The sequence below is a fragment of the Thalassospira sp. genome (genome assembly GCF_048059015.1).
In the GTDB taxonomy this organism is placed as follows: Bacteria; Pseudomonadota; Alphaproteobacteria; order Rhodospirillales; family Thalassospiraceae; genus Thalassospira.
The window spans coordinates 101,773-119,028 of sequence record NZ_JBLLNT010000010.1 but is presented as its reverse complement, the minus strand read 5'-3'; the positions used below and the strand labels follow the sequence as shown (position 1 = coordinate 119,028).

The window sequence follows — 17,256 nt, the reverse complement described above, 5'->3', positions numbered from 1 at the left end:
GTTTACCCGTCACCAACCCGACCCCACCTTCGGGTCCAAATTGCGGAACCATCATGAAAGCCAGTGATACCTTCTGGGATTCTGCGGCCGACAAATATGCACGCAAACCCGTCGGCGATGAGGCGGCCTACGCCAAAACGCTCGAACGCACCTCTTCCCACCTTGCCCCCAAGGATCATGTTCTTGAGGTTGGCTGTGGTACCGGGACAACCGCGCTTAAACTCGCCCCTTTGGTTGCCGAGATAACCGGCACCGACATTTCCGGACGCATGATCGAAATCGCGACCGAAAAGGCGAATGAGCAAAACATCCCCAATGTTCGCTTTGCCAAGGAAACGACGGAAACACTGCTGGCACAGGACGCCCGGTTTGACGTCGTAACTGCGTTTAACATGCTCCATCTGATGGAGGCCCCCGCCCAAACTGTTCATCAGATCCATGACCTGATCAAACCCGGTGGGTTGTTCATTTCCAAGACGCCCTGCCTTGCCGAAAAGATGAAGTTTCTGCGCCCGATCATTTGGGTGATGCAGAAGATCGGCATGGCACCGATGGTTCATTTCATCGGCTATGTCGAGCTTGATGACATGATGCGCGATGCAGGGTTCGAGATCATCGAAAGCGGCGTTTACCCGACCAAGACCGGATCACGGTTCCTGGTCGCCAAACGACGTTAGACGCAGAATTCCGCCAAAACTTCCCGGACTTCGGTTCACAGTTCAGTGATCGGAATGAATAGATGTTGATTTTTGGAACGATCATTCCATAATCAATCTCAATTATTCCCGACCCAAGTCATGAGGAACGAAATGTCTGCAATTACCCCGCTTATCCCGCGCCAAATTGTGCCGTCCCTGTCCGTCCCGCTTGTTGGTGGTGGCACCTGGTCGCTTGCCGATCAGAAACCGGAAAACTTCACCATGGTCGTGTTCTATCGCGGCCTGCATTGCCCGATTTGCGGCAAGTACCTCAAAGACCTTGATAACAAGCTCGAAGACTTCGCCAAGCGCGGCGTGAATGTTGTTGTCCTGTCATCGGACGCCGAAGACCGCGCGGTTGAAGCCAAGGCGAAATGGGGTCTTGAGAACCTTGATCTTGGTTATGGCCTGAGCCTTGAGAAAGCCCGTGAATGGGGTCTTTACATCTCGACCTCAAACGGTGTGACCTCAAGCGGCTATGAAGAGCCAGCCATTTTCTCCGAGCCTGGCCTGTTCCTCGTCCGTCCGGATGGCACGCTTTATTTCGGTACGGTTCAAACCATGCCGTTCGCCCGCCCGGCCTTTGACCAGATTTTGGGTGCGCTTGATTTCGTGATTGCCAAGGGCTATCCGGCACGCGGCGAAGTCATTGATCATACAAATCCATAAGCCGACATCAAAACACGCCTAAAGCACCAAACGGCCGGTTCCAAATCGCAGGAACCGGCCGTTTTATTCTTCATACTATTTGGTAGATCCGATTACCCTGCCATGGCTGCGGCAAAATGCGGCGCATCGATTTCTTGCGCACGTTGATAAGCCGGGCGCGCATCGATCCGGGCGATATAGGCCTCAAAGATCGGGTCTTTTAGCAGAATACCAAACATGCAACCAAACCGGATTGTCGAGCCCATCACAACATCGACGGTCGTGAATTTCTGCCCCAATAGCCACGGATCGGCTTTGCCAACAACATCAAGCAGGATCGGAACCAGTGTTTCCCAGTCGCGATAGGAATTCTGGCTGCTGTCTTCGGCTTCGTATTGGCGAACCCGGTCAATAAAGGCAGGCTCGATCGTGGATGGGGAAAAGAACAACCAGCGCAGATATTCGCCACGGATCGGATCATCTAGGGCCGGGGCCAATCCGGCCTCGGGGAATGCATCAGCCAGATAGCAGCAAATTGCCGCCGCCTCGGTGATCACGGTATCGCCATGGACGATGGTTGGAACCTTGCCCAACGGATTCAGGGCCAGATATTCAGGCGTCCGCCCTTCTCCCCCCCGGATATCAAGCAGTTTGGTATCAAACGCGATACCGAGTTCGTGCAACATCCAATGCACCGTTCCGCTACGTGACGGGACCGCGTGATAAAAGGTCAAGTTCCGGTCTGATCGCATTTTTGGGCTCCTTGCGTTTGCTCGTGTTATTTGTGCGATGTCGAACGGCAATTTCCCCTTGTTTCTCAGCAATGTAAACCGCACCAGCGACAGGTTCCTGACACCTGTATGGCAGGAGGATGTCAGCGCATACTCAACCCCAAAAGCAAAAGCCCGATCACAATGGACCGGGCTCTTTACAAAGACATCAAAGGTTCTTGGCCTTAGTCATCGTCGCCGTCTTCGCCATCCGCCTTGCGACGACGCGGACGCAAAACAATCCACGCAGCAACGATGGTCAATGCCGCCAGCCCAAACCAGGTCAGGGCATAGGTCATGTGATTGTTCGGGAAGCTGATCTTGGTCAGACCACCAACCGGAAGCTTTGCCGTGTTTTCCGCCCCGTCCCCATCAATGAAATAGGGCGCGACATCATCGCCATTAAGCCCGCGTTTGATTGCCATGGCGCGCACATCACGTGAATACCAACGGTCTTCTTCGGGCACATTGTCGCGGATAAAGGTGCCAAGCGGCTCATCAATGCGCAGAAGACCTGTGACAGTCACCTGACCTTCAAAATGGCTTTCCGGACGACTATCGGCTTCGCGGCGATCAGTGGGAACATAACCGCGGTTGATCATGACGATGGTGCCATCTTCGCGTAAAAGCGGCGTCATCACCCAATAGCCCGCCCCATAATCGGTCGCGGTATAGACCTGCGTTTCGAGATCGTTGCGATAGGTGCCCGTCACTGAAACCTTGCGATATTCATCACGTTGGCGGCTGACATTCTGCCAATCATCACGCAATGGCGCGCTAACCGGATCGCCATGTACCCGCGCATCAATCCGTTCGATCAGATCAAGCTTCCAGGCACGGCGTTCAATCTGCCAGATGCCAAGCGCACAGAACCCGGAAAACAGAATTGCCGCCAAGCTCAGAACAACAATCCGGGTGACCATGGAAGGACCGGTTTTGGCATGGTCCTGGGGACCTTCGGAAATGCGGTTATCCGTCATCTCGCTTTCTTTCAAACGCGTCATCATCGGTGGAACAAAAAAGGGCGCGATACCGGTTTAAGTATCGCGCCCCCTTTGAAAATCAAGTGATCAATCAGCCGAAGCTTTTGATCATCTCATGATCCATCTGCGGCATCATGTTGGTGTTCAGGTGATACATAACCCAAAGCGAACCGGCGATGGCAATCGCAACGATCACAAGGGTAAAGATCAACGCCAGCATGTTCCAGCCACCTTCGGATTTGGTATTCATGTGCAAGAAGCAAACCATGTGAACCACGATCTGAATCACGCCAAGACCCATAATCCACATTGCAGTGGCGACCTTGCTGTCAAGAACACCGTCCATGACAAGCCAGAACGGGATCGCTGTCAGGATCACTGACAGGACGAAACCGATCATATAGCTGTTGAACGAACCGTGAGAGGCACCATCGCCGTGATGGTCATCATGTGCGTGTGAATGTGCACTCATCCCAGAACTCCCAACAGATAAACGACGGAGAAGACGCCGATCCAGATCACGTCAAGGAAGTGCCAAAACATCGACAGGCACATCAGACGACGCTTGTTGGCCGGGATCAGGCCATGCTTGCCAACCTGCACCATCAGCGTAACCAGCCAGATGATACCAAAGGTCACGTGCAGACCGTGCGTTGCCACCAGCGTGTAGAACGACGACAGGAAGCCGCTGCGCATCGGGGTCGCACCGAGGCTCCAGAGGTGATGGAATTCGTAGATCTCAAGACCAACGAAGGCCACACCGAACAGACCGGTAATTGCCAGCCAGATCTGGGTGCCTGCGATTTTGCCCTTTTCCATCGCCAGCATGGCAAAGCCATAGGTGATGGACGAGAACAGCAGCATGGAGGTGTTGATCGCGACAAGCCCCAGATCAAACAGGTCTGCCGGCGATGGCCCGGCCGCGTAGTTGCGGCCGAGGACACCGTGCGTTGCAAACAGGATCGCAAAGATGAGGCAGTCGCTCATCAGATAGATCCAGAAGCCGAGCATTGTACCCGTTTCCGGGTGATGCTCTTCTTTCAGATAGAAGACCGGCGCTTCGGTCTGAGAGGCAGTAGTATTCGCCATTGTCATTCCCTTACGCCTGCTGTTTTGCCAGAAGGGCAGTACGTTCTTCTTCGGTCGCTACAACTTCGGATGCCGGGATGTGATAATCGCGGTCATAGTTGAAGGTGTGGGCAATCGCGCCGCCAACCAGTGCGATGAAGCTTGCCACAACAAGCCACCACATGTGCCAGACAAGTGCGAAACCAAGAACGAGCGAGATAGCTGCCAGGATAAAGCCAGCGCCGGTGTTTTTCGGCATGTGGATATCAAGGAAGCCAGACGTCGGACGTACATAGCCACGTTTCTTCATGTCAGCCCAAGCGTCCAGTTCATGAACAACCGGGGTGAAGGCGAAGTTGTAGGCCGGAGGCGGTGACGAAGTCGACCATTCCAGCGTACGACCACCCCACGGGTCACCGGTTTCATCGCGAAGCTTGTCGCGTTTGATCACCGCAACAACGATCGACAGGATGAAGGAACCGATACCACCGGCAATCAGAAGCGCGCCAAAGGCAGCAATGATGAACCAGATCTGCAGCGACGGATCGTCAAACTGGCTCATACGGCGGGTAACGCCCATCAGGCCGAGAACATAAAGCGGCATGAAGGCGAAGTAGAAGCCAATGGTCCAGAGCCAGAAGGACATCTTGCCCCAGAACTCGTCCAGCTTGAAGCCGAATGCTTTCGGGAACCAGTAAACGATACCGGCAAACATCCCGAAGACAACACCACCGATAATCACGTTATGGAAGTGCGCAATCAGGAACAAGCTGTTATGAAGCACGAAGTCCGCAGGCGGAACCGCAAGCATAACACCGGTCATGCCACCGATAACGAAGGTCAGCATAAAGCCAATTGTCCACAGCATCGGGACATCAAAGCTGATGCGGCCCTTATACATGGTGAACAGCCAGTTGAAGACCTTTGCACCGGTCGGGATCGAGATGATCATGGTCGTGATGCCAAAGAAGGCGTTCACGCTTGCACCCGAACCCATGGTGAAGAAGTGGTGCAGCCAGACGATGTAGGACAGGATGGTGATAACCACGGTGGCGTAAACCATCGAGCTATAACCAAACAGACGCTTGCGGCAGAAAGTCGAAACAACTTCAGAGAACACACCAAACGCCGGCAGGATCAGGATGTACACTTCCGGGTGACCCCAGATCCAGATCAGGTTGATGTACATCATGGCGTTACCGCCAAGATCGTTGGTGAAGAAGTTGGTGTCTGCGTAACGGTCCAGACCAAGCAGAACCAGAACCGCGGTCAGCACCGGGAAGGCTGCAACGATCAGGATGTTGGTGCAAAGCGAGGTCCAGGTAAAGACCGGCATTTTCATCATCGACATGCCCGGAGCTCGCATTTTGACGATGGTCACAATCAGGTTCACACCCGAAAGCAACGTACCGACACCCGCAATCTGCAAGGCCCAGATGTAATAATCGACCCCCACACCCGGACTGTAAACAATGTCAGACAGCGGCGGATATGCTAGCCAGCCGGTCATTGCGAATTCGCCAACAAACAGCGACGCCATGATCAGCGCGGCACCACAAGTGGTCATCCAGAAGCTGAAATTGTTCAGGAACGGGAATGCAACGTCGCGTGCGCCGATCTGCAGCGGCACGACAAAGTTCATCAGACCAGTCACCAGCGGCATTGCCACGAAGAAGATCATAATCACGCCGTGCGCGGTAAAGATCTGATCGTAGTGGTGCGGCGGAAGGAAGCCTTCTGCCCCGTTAAAGGCAATTGCCTGCTGGGCACGCATCATGAGCGCATCGGCAAAGCCACGCAGAAGCATGATGATTGCCAGGATGATATACATGATGCCGATCTTTTTATGATCGATCGAGGTGATCCACTCGCGCCACAGATATCCCCACAGACGGAAGTAGGTCAGACCGCCAACAACGGCGATGCCACCAACAACCACCCCCAGGAACGTCACAAGAATGATCGGATCATGGAGGAACGGGAAGGAGTCGAGGGACAACCGGCCAAATATAAAGTGTAAAAGGTCCGGATTAGAGAACATCGGATTACTCTTCTTTCAAATGCAGAAAGGCACCGGTTACCCGGTGCTAAAACTGCGAAGGGCCGGTTGGCATTCACCAACCGGCACTGCTTCAGAACCCTGTCGAAACGCCTGCGGGCGCAACGCTCATGGCGCGATCACGCTGACCATTGGCAAACAATGGCAGGTTCGCGATCTCGCTTGAGAAACCACTTTCAGGGGTGGTGCACAGCGTTGCGACGTAGGACTTGCTATCAGGCAAAGGCTGGCTGCCGCGCATCTGTGGAACGTCATAGGTCAGAGACATAACGTTATAGACACCGGCCAGACCGCCACCGCCATTCTCGTCAATCGCCATCATCTCGTTCATGCACATTTTCGACTGATCGACGCACATGTTGAGGATCGCTTTAAAGAGCTCCGGATCAACTGCGCTGTAGTAGTGAACCGGTTCTTTGACGCTGGGTTTTTCAAGTTCAAGATACTGGGCACGGCCAAGGAAGTTCTCATCAGACTTCACTTTGGATACCCAATCATTGAACCCATCTTCGCTCAGGCCGTGGAACTTGAAGCGCATGTGAGAGAAGCCCTCACCGCTATAGTTCCCCGAGAAGCCATCAAAAACGCCTTCTTCGTTGATCACGGCATGAAGTTTGGTTTCCATACCAGCCATCGAATAAATCTGGCCCGCAAGAGCCGGAATGAAGAAGGAGTTCATGATACCCGAAGAGGTGATTTTGAACTGGATCGGAGTGTCAATCGGAGCCGCGAGCTCGTTAACGGTCGCAATACCCTGTTCCGGATACAGGAACAGCCATTTCCAATCGAGGGAAACAACTTCGATCACCATCGGTTTGTGATCTTTGGGAAGCGGACGTTCGGCATCAATGCGGTCGAGCGGACGATAAGGGTCAAGCGTGTGCGTGGTAACCCAGGTAATCGCGCCAAGGGCGATAATGATCACCAGCGGTGCAGACCAGATGACAACTTCCAGTTTCGTGGAATGGTGCCATTCAGGATCGTATTCCGCATCCTTGTTTCCCTGACGGTATTTCCAGGCGAAGAAAACGGTCAGTGCCATCACCGGAACGATGATCAGCAGCATCAGGATGGTCGAAACGATAATCAGGTCGGACTGCTGGGACGCAATATCACCCGACGGGTCGATAACAACAAGGTTGCAACCGGCCAGAAGCGAAAACATCGAGGCTACAGCGACGCCGCGTACAAGTTTTGAAAGCATGCGCTTCATACTTCCTCAGTCTCTGGAAGATGTTCTCACAGACAACCATATGCCTGCGAGCCGCATGAACGACCCACCGAAGGCCGCCACGCGTCGTACCCTGCCGCAACCCCATATAGGAATTATAATTCCAGACATCCACGGAAAGGGCACAAAAGTGGCAATTTTTTTTCGAAAAAATGCCGAATAGGAAATTCGCGGGAATTGCTATAGCTGCATCGCAGCAATGTCAAGGTACCTGCGGCGCATAGCTGGGTCTTAATGACAATTATCATTCCGATGTTAACCCAGCGTTGTGCGGTGCGGAACAATAATTGACACTGACGTTTGCAATTCACATGTCTATACTTAGACTCGATCCAAAGTCGTATCGCCTTCTGATCCGAATTTGTGATCCAATCAAAAGCAGTTAGGGCCAAAAGGCCCGACCAGTGAATAAGGGAGAACGGCGTGAACCAAACGACAGAAAACTACGCGACCGCCACCTCTTCGGGTTTGGAACGCGATGCGCGGCATCATAACGCCGACGCCACCAACGATCCGGGTCAGATTGCGCTTGGCGTGATTATTGGCCGGACATCGGAATTTTTCGACTTTTTCGTTTATTGCATCGCATCGGTACTTGTGTTCCCGCAATTGCTGTTTCCCGGCGAAACCGCACTTGTCGGCACCATGTATTCCTTTGCCATCTTCTCTCTGGCCTTCATCGCCCGCCCGGTTGGATCGCTTGTCTTTATGACGGTCGACCGCCGTTATGGCCGCGGCGTGAAACTGACAATCGCAATGTTCCTGTTGGGCGGCTCAACCGCCGCGATGGCATTCCTGCCAAGCTTTGCCTCGGCCGGGATCGTTGCGATTTACCTTCTGTGTGCTTTCCGCTTCCTTCAGGGTCTTGCATGGGGCGGCGCATGGGATGGTCTGGCTTCACTTCTGGCACTTAACGCACCGGACAACCGCAAGGGTTGGTATGCGATGATCCCGCAGCTGGGCGCGCCGCTTGGCTTCATGCTGGCATCATCCCTGTTTGCGTATCTGCTGCTTACCCTGCATCCCGATGACTTCCTGGCCTTTGGCTGGCGTTATGCGTTCTTCGTTGCCTTTGCCATTAACGTGGTCGCGCTGTTTGCCCGCCTGCGTCTGGTTGCAACGTCGGAATTCGGCCATCTGCTTGAAAAGAACGAGCTCGAAGCAGCCCGTGTCATGGATACCCTTAAACATAACGGTCGTACCGTTGTGCTGGGTGCCTTGGTCCCGATGGTCAGCTACGCGCTGTTCCACCTTGTCACCGTCTTTGCGCTCAGCTGGGTCTATCTTTATGCCAACGGCAATCCGGGTCAGTTCCTTCTGACACAGGGTGTTGGTGCTGTGTTGTGTGCCTTTGGCATCATCGCATCGGGCTTCATTGCCGATCAATTGGGCCGTCGTCGTCTGCTTGGTTACAGTGCTGGCATCATCTTGCTGGGTGCTGTTCTGACCCCGCTTCTTTACAACTTCAATGTCATCAATGAAGGCATGATTGTTCTGGGAGGGTTTGCAGTTCTTGGCCTGTGCTTTGGTCAGGCAGCTGGCACGCTGGCGTCGAACTTCAAGCGTGAATATCGCTATACCGGTTCGGCTTTGACATCTGACCTTGCATGGCTGCTCGGTGCTGGTTTTGCGCCGCTGATCGCACTTTATCTGTGCGACAAGTTTGGCCTGCCGGGTGTTGGTGCCTATCTGCTTTCAGGTGCTGTTGTCACGCTTCTGGTTCTGCAGTTCAACAAGCAGTTCGGTGCGAAAACCACCGACTGATTTGCCTGACATCGCTTTGAATACAAAACACCCCGGTCAATCTGACCGGGGTGTTTTCTTTTGGGTGGGTGATAACGGCAACCTCAGCCAGACGATCCCGATACGGTCACATCAAAACCATGTCCCCCAACATGGCAGTGAGGCGTCGCGCATATTGCTATGGCGAAACCCTCTGGTGAGGTTGCCGCCTCCCTTAGGCGTAGTTGGACGGGAACATGGCGCGCTTGGCGTCTTCGTCCATTTCGGTTTTGAAAACGTGATCTCTGCCGACTTCGCGCGCGCTGACCGCTGCCGGAAGACGGTTAATGGCATCAAACCAGCGTTTGATATTCGGGTATTTCGCCCAGACTTCCGGGTTCTTGTGCACGAACGGTGCCTTATCAACCCAGCCCCAGGCCGAGATATCAACGATCGTCATTTCATCGCCAACGATGAACTCGCGACCTTCAAGGTGATCTTCAAGCACCTGATAGTGGCGCGCGATTTCGTTGCGGTAACGGTTTACGCCATAGTCGCTGCCTTCTGGTGCGACATGCTGGAAATGAACGGCCTGACCTGAAAACGGGCCAAGTCCGGTTGCGATGTACATCAACCATGACAGGAATTCACCACGGTCTTCAGGCTTGCCCAGAAACTTGCCGGACTTTTCCGCGAGATAGAGCAGGATCGCGTTTGAATCAAATACGCGGACTTCCTTGCCACCCGGACCATCTATGTCAACGATTGCTGGAACCTTGCCATTCGGGTTGATCGCCCGGAATGCCGGATCGTGCTGCTGACCTTTGCGGGTATCGACCGGCAGCACCTCGTATGACAGGCCGGTGGCCTCCAACATCATCGAGATTTTCTGCGGGTTCGGGGTCGGGTGGTAATAGAAACGGATCATTTGGTCTCCTTGCAGATCAGGTGCTTCAGCGTGGATTTCACACGAAACTGTGACCTGCACTTGTATTTTGGAACGTTCGTTTTAAATTGACCGATAAGACCTCAATTGGCAAGCTTCGATTATTGATGAAGCCACCAAACAAGAATTGAAGGAGCCCTAGGCCCATGATTGAACTGTATTACTGGCCAACCCCGAACGGCCATAAGATCACCCTGTTTCTTGAAGAAGCCGGCCTTGATTACAAAATCGTCCCGGTCAATATCGGCACAGGTGATCAGTTCAAACCCGAATTTCTGGCATTCTCGCCCAACAACCGCATGCCAGCGATCATCGACCATGATCCGGCCGATGGCGGCGATGCGATCACGGTGTTTGAATCCGGTGCCATCTTGCAATATCTGGCCGAAAAGACCGGCAAGTTCCTGCCGACCGATGTGCGCGGCCGCAAGACCGTGATGGAATGGCTGTTCTGGCAGATGGGCGGCCTTGGCCCGATGGCAGGACAGAACCATCACTTTGGCACCTATGCCCCGGAAAAGATCCCTTATGCGATCACGCGCTACGTCAATGAAACCAATCGCCTTTATGGTGTGCTGAACAAGCGCCTTGAAGGCCGCAAATTCATTGCCGGTGACGATTACACAATTGCCGATATGGCGTCCTATCCGTGGATCGTCAGCCATGAAAAGCAGCAGCAGGATTTGAATGACTTCCCGAACCTGAAACGCTGGTTTGAAAGCATCAAAGCCCGCGCAGCAACAGTTGCGGCATACAAGGCCGGTGAAGGACTGCGTTCCGGCGAGATGTCAGAAGAAGACAAAAAGGTTCTGTTTGGCCAGACAGCCAAATCAACACAGAACTAAGGCCCTTGGACTGACGCCCTTTTGATCGGGCGTCGGTCCCCTTTCCGCCCATCAAAACAGTGCGTGATCCGTCAAAACCCGTTTGACGTAGATATTTCAGCGATTTACATCAATCCCTGTTATCCCCTTCGCGCACGTCCGGTTAAAGGAGCCACCATGCGTCTGATCCGCACGACCCTGTTGGCATTCATTCTTTCATCGCTTTTGGCGGCCTGCGCATTCCCGCCTGAAACAGCCCTTTACCAGCAATCACCTGACATCCCGCCATATGAGCAGGATAGCTTTGCCGATTATGTTTCTGAAACGCGTGACTGGATTGCGACCCATCGGGTCTTTTTGACCGATGACCATGAAACAGAGATCGCACGCAACATCCCGTTTGAAATCCGCCCACAAGCGTCAAGCAACCAAACGTCAAACAACGATGCCCCGCGTCGCGGTATCCTGTTTGTCCATGGGCTTGGTGCCAGCCCGTGGTATTTCCATGATATCGCATCAGCAATGGCGCAGGATGGCTGGCTTGCACGGTCGATGTTGCTACCGGGGCACGGTACACGACCCGGTGATTTGAGCCTGCCTGATTATGATGACTGGACCGGATCGGTTGCCCATCAGGTCAAGTTGCTTGAACGCGAGGTGGATGAAGTCTGGCTCGGTGGGTTTTCGACCGGTGGCAATCTTGTTACCAGCTATGCGGCGCGCAATTCCGACATTGCCGGGCTGTTGCTGTTTTCGCCGGGGATAGAGCCCGGTACGGATTTGTTGTTCCTGACACCGGTCATTCAATATCTTTGGGATTGGGTGGATGCCGACCCGGAAGACAACATGATCAATTATCAGTCCCTGTCGACCAAGGCGTCAGCGCTTTATTATCGCAGTGTGACCGACGTTGCCGACGCGCTTGATGCCAAACCGTTTGATCGCCCGGCCCTGATCACCATGAGCGCACATGACAGCGTGCTTGATCCAATGGCGATACTTCGACGGTTTGAAACAGGCTTTACCAACGCGGCATCCCGCATGGTCTGGTATGACGTCAATCCTGCCCCATCCAATGACACGCGGGTTGAAAGTAAAAACAGCAACCTGCCTGATCAGCAGATCAGCAACTTTTCACATCTAAGCGCACTGTTTTCGCCCTCCAACCCTTATTACGGGGTGGATGGAAGCTTTGTGTTTGTTGAAAACGGTCAGGAAGATATCGCACTTCCCGATGACAGCACGAAGCTGTGGCGCAGTGCCTGGGGCCATATTGAGCCGGGAAAATATCACGCCCGTCTGACATGGAACCCCTATTTTGCCGACATGATCGGAAGCATCAAGTCGGTGACGAACTAGGGCGTATTGACCGCTCCAACCGATCCGTTTCCTCCATATGTATTGTCGACATGCACGACCCGAACTGGGTTTGCGCAAATTTTTGGTTGCCTTGATCTACTTGGATCGATAAATGTTATGTTATAACATAACAAATACTCCATCATATCGAGGTATCCCGTGAACCGTCTTCCCGTAACCGTCCTGTCCGGCTTTTTAGGTGCTGGCAAGACCACCACCCTTAATCACGTCCTGAACAATCGGCAGGGCCTTAAGGTGGCCGTCATCGTCAATGACATGAGCGAGGTCAATATTGACGCCGATCTGGTCCGCAACAACGGATCAGAGCTTTCACAAACAGATGAAAAGCTGGTCGAGATGACCAATGGCTGCATCTGCTGCACCCTGCGTGATGATCTTTTGGCCGAAGTCCGCCGTTTGGCCGAGCAAAACCGTTTTGATTATTTGCTGATTAAATCAACCGGCATCTCCGAACCGCTTCCGGTCGCGGCGACCTTTGATTTCCGCGATGAGGACGGCAACTCGCTGGGCGATATCGCAAAGCTTGACACCATGGTGACCGTGGTGGATGCCGCGCGTTTGATTTCTGATTACAGCTCAACCGATCTTTTATCGGACCGGGGCGAAAGCCTTGGCGATGGCGATGAACGCAGCATTGTGGATCTTCTGGTCGAACAAATCGAATTTGCCGATGTGGTGTTACTCAACAAGTCTGATCTTGTTTCAACATCAGATCGCCAAACCGTCCTTGGCGTGATCCGCGCACTTAATTCCGATGCCAAAATCATTGAAACGACACATGGCAAAGTCGATCCATCGGAAATCCTCAATACTGGCCGGTTTGAGTTCGAACGTGCGCAAAACCATCCGCTTTGGGCCAAGGAGCTTTATGGCTTTGCCGATCATGTACCCGAGACCGAGGAATATGGCATCAAATCCTTTGTCTATCGTACATCCTATCCATTCCACCCCGAACGCCTGTTTGAGTTCCTCAGTAGCGAATGGCCAGGTGTCCTGCGTGCCAAGGGGCACTTCTGGATCGCAACGCGCCCCGATTGGGTTGGTGAGCTAAGTCAGGCCGGAAGTGCTGTTACCCATCAGGCCCTTGGTACCTGGTGGTGTGCTGTCCCGCGCAGTCAATGGCCCGATAATCAGGTCTGGCGGGATCTGGTTCTTTCGAAATGGGATCCGGTCTTTGCTGATCGCCGGCAGGAAATTGTCTTTATCGGCCAAAACATGGATGAAGCAGCGCTGCGCCAGCGACTTTCAGAATGTCTGATTGATGTCGATCCGGAAATCGAAATCGGAAAATTCGATCCGACCCGCTTTGCCAATCTGAACGATCCCTTCCCGCGTTGGTCACGCCAATAACCTGCAACCCAAATGAAAACGCCGCCTCGTAACAGGCGGCGTCTTCACATAGCGAGTTCGAACCAATAGACTTCGTTTAGCTATTGGGTTCGAACGCAACTTCATCTGCTTTGACTTGATCGGCTTTCTCGGCAGCGACACTATCCATACCAAGCCGCCCGACAGAGGGCAGACGCAGTGCAGGACGGTTAAAATCAATCCCGAAATTCAGGCCCAGAAGGTTCAACTCAATCCCTTCTTCCAGACCAAGGGAGAAACCAAACACACCCAGAAGGTTTGCCTGAATACCCTGCCCGCTTGAAGACAATCCGACCGGATTGCTGATCGGGCGGTAATCTTTGCCAATCGCATTGGCCGGCATATCAAGGTTAAGGCCGGGTACTTCACGACCAATATGCGCGATAAAGGTATTGCTGTTGGGTCCGGGGTAACTGCGATATTCGCGCGGGAACGGATAGGACTTTACAGCGGCTTCGACCTGATCAATCAGGGCTTCGGCATCTTCGCCGCGATGATCGACCATCACTTTTGGCTTGGAGCCAAACCAAAGCCCATCATAAATCGCATAATTCCGGCGAATGACATTGCCACCGCCCCAGCCAACTACGTCATAGCGGGTATAGCTGGTTTCACCGGGACGTTTATAAATGATCCATGGGTGGACTGCGAAATAACCGCGCCAACCGAATGTATCAGCCGCCATGACCATAACAACCGCCTGATCGGCATGTGCTGCCGGATCAGGGGCCACACCCGATGAATGGCGCGGTGCATTGCGCCAGGTATAACGCTGTTGTTCCTTTTCACCGGGCGGGTTTTCCGCAAGGCTGATGCCAAAAGGCAGTACAAGGGCAGCCAATAAACCAACAAAAAAAGTTCTGCCTTTTCGCAACGGATCGGTCCTGTCTGAAATGAGATTGCACTAATGTTACGGCCAAAGCGAAGAAGTAGGATCAAAAAATGGCTTCGCAATGGTGCAATCCGGTAAACAAGCCGTGAGTCGTTGATACATTTTCGCGACAAACTTGTTTCAAATCGAAACAAGGAACCTTATGGCCAGGCGGCGAAGGTATCGTCGCGGACACGTTCGGCTGCGCGTCTGAGCCTGCGATATCCGCCGGGGGCTTCCCCCATATAACGTTTAAAGAACCGACTGAAATAGGCCGGATCACGGAAGCCCAACCCATAGGCAATCTGTGCCACGCCAAGTGGGGACTGTTCAAGACGCATGCAAGCTTCGCGCAAGACCCGTTCATGAATGACGGTCAAGGGCGGCTTGCCAGTCGCACGCAAAACCGCCGACCCCAATCGACGTTCACTGACCCCAAGGGCGGTTGCATATTCAGCAACATTCCAATGTTCGCGAAAGTGCAATTCAAGGACCTGCAAAAACCGCTGGAACGTGATTGAGCCCGGACCATGTTTGTCGCGCTGTTCCATGACACCTTCCGCCAAACGAAGCACCATGGTCAGGATGATCTGTAAATGCGCACCGACCACAAGGCTGGCACCCAGCGCGTTTTGCATAAGCTCCAAGCGGATTGCTTCGAAACTGTGCGTTAGAAGCGACAGGTTTTCACTGTTTTCCGCCGGGATAACGTTATGAACGGTGTCAGCGGCAAATCGCAAAGGAAGCCCACCCCCTGCCGGATTGGCCCCACCGCCAACATCCCCACAATGACGTGCGACCAGATCATCTGCGACAGATAGCAAATAGCCATCCCCGCCCGCTGAAACCGCAAAACGCTGCGTCTCGCCAAGGGGTAACCAGACAAGGGCTGGCGCACGGCATTCGATGGTACCCTGGCGCAAGCCGATTTGTGCCCGACCGCTCAGCAACAGCACGGCATAACATCGATCCCGACGCCCCGGATCATTCATCACCCAGTTCTGAACAGACAGCGGGTGATCAAACCGATCCATCACAGCTTGGGCTGTGACCGGGACCAGATCTTCAAACGGGTTATCCGACAGCCTGACCGGACTTGAAACCGGAATATGTCTTTCAGATTGCGGAGACATGCCTTTTTCGACCCCAACTATTCCAAATGGTTACATGTATAAAAGTACAATTTTTCGTCTTAAAATGTCAATTTCGCTATCTTTACATTATAACAGTTCCGTCGCTTACTAGAATGACGGTCAAAGAAACCGTCAAAAACAACAATACAAAGCAAGAATGCGTTCCCGTTATTTTGCATATGCGAACTAATGGGCGGGAGGATACGCCGGAGATTTACTTCACACTGTGAAGTAGATAACAGAATTCTCTTTGCCTAATCTCCTGATACAGCGCGAAAACGGGAAAACCGTCTCTGCATAAGAGATCAGGAGGAATAGCATGCAAATTTCTGCAAAACTGCGCATCGCGACCATTGCAGCGGCAACCACTGCCCTCATGAGTTCCGCGACGCTGTTTGGCGCCAATGCCCAGGAAACATATCGCATTGGTTATGCCGTCTCAAAAACCGGCCCGGGCGCACCGGGGGCCGCCACCAGCACCATTCCGAACTACGAAATGTGGGTTAAGGAAATCAATGATGCGGGCGGCCTTAAAGTCGGCGATAAACAGCTTCCGATCGAAGTTGTTGAATATGACGACCGTTCGAGCTCCGAAGAAGCTGTTCGCGCCGTCGAACGCCTGATCAACCAGGACAAGGTTGACTTTATCCTGTCGCCTTGGGGCACTGGCCTTAACCTTGCGGTCGCACCGATCCTTGATCGCGCGGGCTATGCACATCTTGCCGGTACGGCTGTGACCGACAAAGCGCCGCAGCTGGCGCAGCGTTGGAAAAACTCCTATTGGCTGCTGGGTACGGGTGAACAATATGCCGTTCAGATGGCTGAGTTCCTGAAAGAGTTGAAAGACGAAGGCAAGATCAACGACAAGGTCGCCATGATCGCGGTTGCTGACGGCTTTGGCATCGAGCTTTCCAAGGCAGGTCGCGAAGCACTTGAAGAACGCGACTTTGATCTTGTTTATGACAAGACCTATCCGCTGGGCTCCCAGGATCTGGCAACCATCGTCAATGACATCAAATCACTTGGCGCAGACACCTTTGTTGCCTTCTCCTATCCGCCGGGCACCCTTGGCCTGACCGAACAGTCGCGTGTTTTGGGCTTTAATCCGAAAGTCTTCTATGCCGGTGTTGGCACGGCATTCCCGCTTTATAAAAACCGCTTTGGCGCAAATGCCGAAGGCGTCATCAGCCTTGGCGGTGCCAGCGAAGACGATCCGATGATTGCAGATTACATCAAGCGTCACGTCGCCTTTGCCGAGCGTGAGCCAGATCGTTGGGCATCGATCGTTAACTGGTCGACCCTGCAGTCTCTGCAACAGGCGATCGAGCGTGCCGGTTCCACCGACCGCGAAGCCATCAGTGCAGAACTGGCCAAAGGTGGCTTTGACACCATCCTTGGCACCTACAAGCCGGGCGATCAGACCTTCTGGCAGGTTGGCCAGTGGCAGGACGGCAAGTTCGTTGGTCTTGCACCGACCAGCATGGAAGGTGCAGCCGAGCTCGTCTTCCCGAAGCCTGAATGGAAAGCTGCGCAATAAGCGCACCTGATAAGGACG

The 17,256-nt window shown here is 53.4% G+C and carries 16 protein-coding genes; 7 read left to right on the top strand and 9 right to left on the bottom strand.

Annotated features, from left to right (window positions below; all coding sequences use genetic code 11):
* The first annotated feature begins 53 nt into the window (after nucleotides 1–53).
* On the top strand, nucleotides 54–677 hold the full coding sequence (locus tag ACMZ66_RS14455) for a class I SAM-dependent methyltransferase (RefSeq protein ID WP_416938068.1): 624 nt from the start codon (nucleotides 54–56) through the stop codon (nucleotides 675–677).
* A gap of 132 nt (nucleotides 678–809) precedes the next feature.
* Nucleotides 810–1,367, top strand: coding sequence for a peroxiredoxin-like family protein (locus tag ACMZ66_RS14450; protein ID WP_416938066.1), 558 nt, complete (start codon nucleotides 810–812; stop codon nucleotides 1,365–1,367).
* A 92-nt stretch (nucleotides 1,368–1,459) separates the two neighbouring features.
* On the opposite strand, the gene ACMZ66_RS14445 is transcribed toward ACMZ66_RS14450, so the two are convergent.
* From ACMZ66_RS14445 to cyoA, 6 genes are all read right to left on the bottom strand, one after another.
* Nucleotides 1,460–2,098 (bottom strand): glutathione S-transferase family protein, encoded by a 639-nt coding sequence (locus ACMZ66_RS14445; protein ID WP_416938064.1) that lies wholly within the window; start codon nucleotides 2,096–2,098, stop codon nucleotides 1,460–1,462.
* 203 nt (nucleotides 2,099–2,301) lie between these two features.
* Nucleotides 2,302–3,096, bottom strand: coding sequence for an SURF1 family protein (locus ACMZ66_RS14440; protein WP_416938062.1), 795 nt, complete (start codon nucleotides 3,094–3,096; stop codon nucleotides 2,302–2,304).
* Between the two features lie 94 nt (nucleotides 3,097–3,190).
* Nucleotides 3,191–3,571 carry a cytochrome o ubiquinol oxidase subunit IV gene (locus ACMZ66_RS14435; RefSeq protein ID WP_416938061.1) on the bottom strand — a complete coding sequence of 127 codons (381 nt, stop codon included), beginning with the start codon at nucleotides 3,569–3,571 and terminating at the stop codon, nucleotides 3,191–3,193.
* Nucleotides 3,568–4,188 (bottom strand): cytochrome o ubiquinol oxidase subunit III, encoded by a 621-nt coding sequence (gene cyoC, locus ACMZ66_RS14430; RefSeq protein ID WP_416938059.1) that lies wholly within the window; start codon nucleotides 4,186–4,188, stop codon nucleotides 3,568–3,570. The genes ACMZ66_RS14435 and cyoC overlap by 4 nt, the downstream gene beginning before the upstream one ends.
* A gap of 10 nt (nucleotides 4,189–4,198) precedes the next feature.
* Nucleotides 4,199–6,208, bottom strand: a complete 2,010-nt coding sequence (gene cyoB, locus ACMZ66_RS14425) for a cytochrome o ubiquinol oxidase subunit I (protein ID WP_416938057.1) — start codon at nucleotides 6,206–6,208, stop codon at nucleotides 4,199–4,201.
* A gap of 91 nt (nucleotides 6,209–6,299) precedes the next feature.
* Nucleotides 6,300–7,430, bottom strand: coding sequence for a ubiquinol oxidase subunit II (gene cyoA / locus ACMZ66_RS14420; protein WP_416938055.1), 1,131 nt, complete (start codon nucleotides 7,428–7,430; stop codon nucleotides 6,300–6,302).
* A 450-nt stretch (nucleotides 7,431–7,880) separates the two neighbouring features.
* Here cyoA and ACMZ66_RS14415 point away from each other — a divergent pair, with 450 nt between their 5' ends.
* Nucleotides 7,881–9,221 carry an MFS transporter gene (locus ACMZ66_RS14415; protein WP_416938053.1) on the top strand — a complete coding sequence of 447 codons (1,341 nt, stop codon included), beginning with the start codon at nucleotides 7,881–7,883 and terminating at the stop codon, nucleotides 9,219–9,221.
* A gap of 193 nt (nucleotides 9,222–9,414) precedes the next feature.
* Here ACMZ66_RS14415 and ACMZ66_RS14410 read toward each other — a convergent pair whose 3' ends face one another.
* A complete protein-coding gene (locus tag ACMZ66_RS14410; RefSeq protein ID WP_416938051.1) occupies nucleotides 9,415–10,107 on the bottom strand; it encodes a glutathione S-transferase family protein in 693 nt (230 codons plus the stop codon).
* Nucleotides 10,108–10,271: 164 nt separating this feature from the next.
* Between ACMZ66_RS14410 and ACMZ66_RS14405 the strand changes: the two genes are divergently transcribed.
* The 3 genes from ACMZ66_RS14405 to zigA all read left to right on the top strand — a co-directional run bounded on the left by ACMZ66_RS14405 (nucleotide 10,272) and on the right by zigA (nucleotide 13,679).
* Nucleotides 10,272–10,970: a glutathione binding-like protein gene (locus tag ACMZ66_RS14405; protein WP_416938050.1), complete on the top strand. Its 699-nt coding sequence runs from the start codon at nucleotides 10,272–10,274 to the stop codon at nucleotides 10,968–10,970.
* Nucleotides 10,971–11,126: 156 nt separating this feature from the next.
* Complete coding sequence (locus ACMZ66_RS14400; RefSeq protein ID WP_416938048.1) at nucleotides 11,127–12,308, top strand: alpha/beta fold hydrolase; 1,182 nt, start codon at nucleotides 11,127–11,129, stop codon at nucleotides 12,306–12,308.
* A gap of 159 nt (nucleotides 12,309–12,467) precedes the next feature.
* Complete coding sequence (zigA, locus tag ACMZ66_RS14395) at nucleotides 12,468–13,679, top strand: zinc metallochaperone GTPase ZigA (RefSeq protein ID WP_416938046.1); 1,212 nt, start codon at nucleotides 12,468–12,470, stop codon at nucleotides 13,677–13,679.
* A 76-nt stretch (nucleotides 13,680–13,755) separates the two neighbouring features.
* On the opposite strand, the gene ACMZ66_RS14390 is transcribed toward zigA, so the two are convergent.
* Nucleotides 13,756–14,538, bottom strand: a complete 783-nt coding sequence (locus ACMZ66_RS14390) for a DUF3750 domain-containing protein (protein ID WP_416938045.1) — start codon at nucleotides 14,536–14,538, stop codon at nucleotides 13,756–13,758.
* Between the two features lie 191 nt (nucleotides 14,539–14,729).
* On the bottom strand, nucleotides 14,730–15,701 hold the full coding sequence (locus ACMZ66_RS14385) for a helix-turn-helix domain-containing protein (RefSeq protein ID WP_416938043.1): 972 nt from the start codon (nucleotides 15,699–15,701) through the stop codon (nucleotides 14,730–14,732).
* A 319-nt stretch (nucleotides 15,702–16,020) separates the two neighbouring features.
* Here ACMZ66_RS14385 and ACMZ66_RS14380 point away from each other — a divergent pair, with 319 nt between their 5' ends.
* On the top strand, nucleotides 16,021–17,238 hold the full coding sequence (locus ACMZ66_RS14380; RefSeq protein WP_416938041.1) for an amino acid ABC transporter substrate-binding protein: 1,218 nt from the start codon (nucleotides 16,021–16,023) through the stop codon (nucleotides 17,236–17,238).
* The last annotated feature ends 18 nt before the right edge of the window (nucleotides 17,239–17,256 follow it).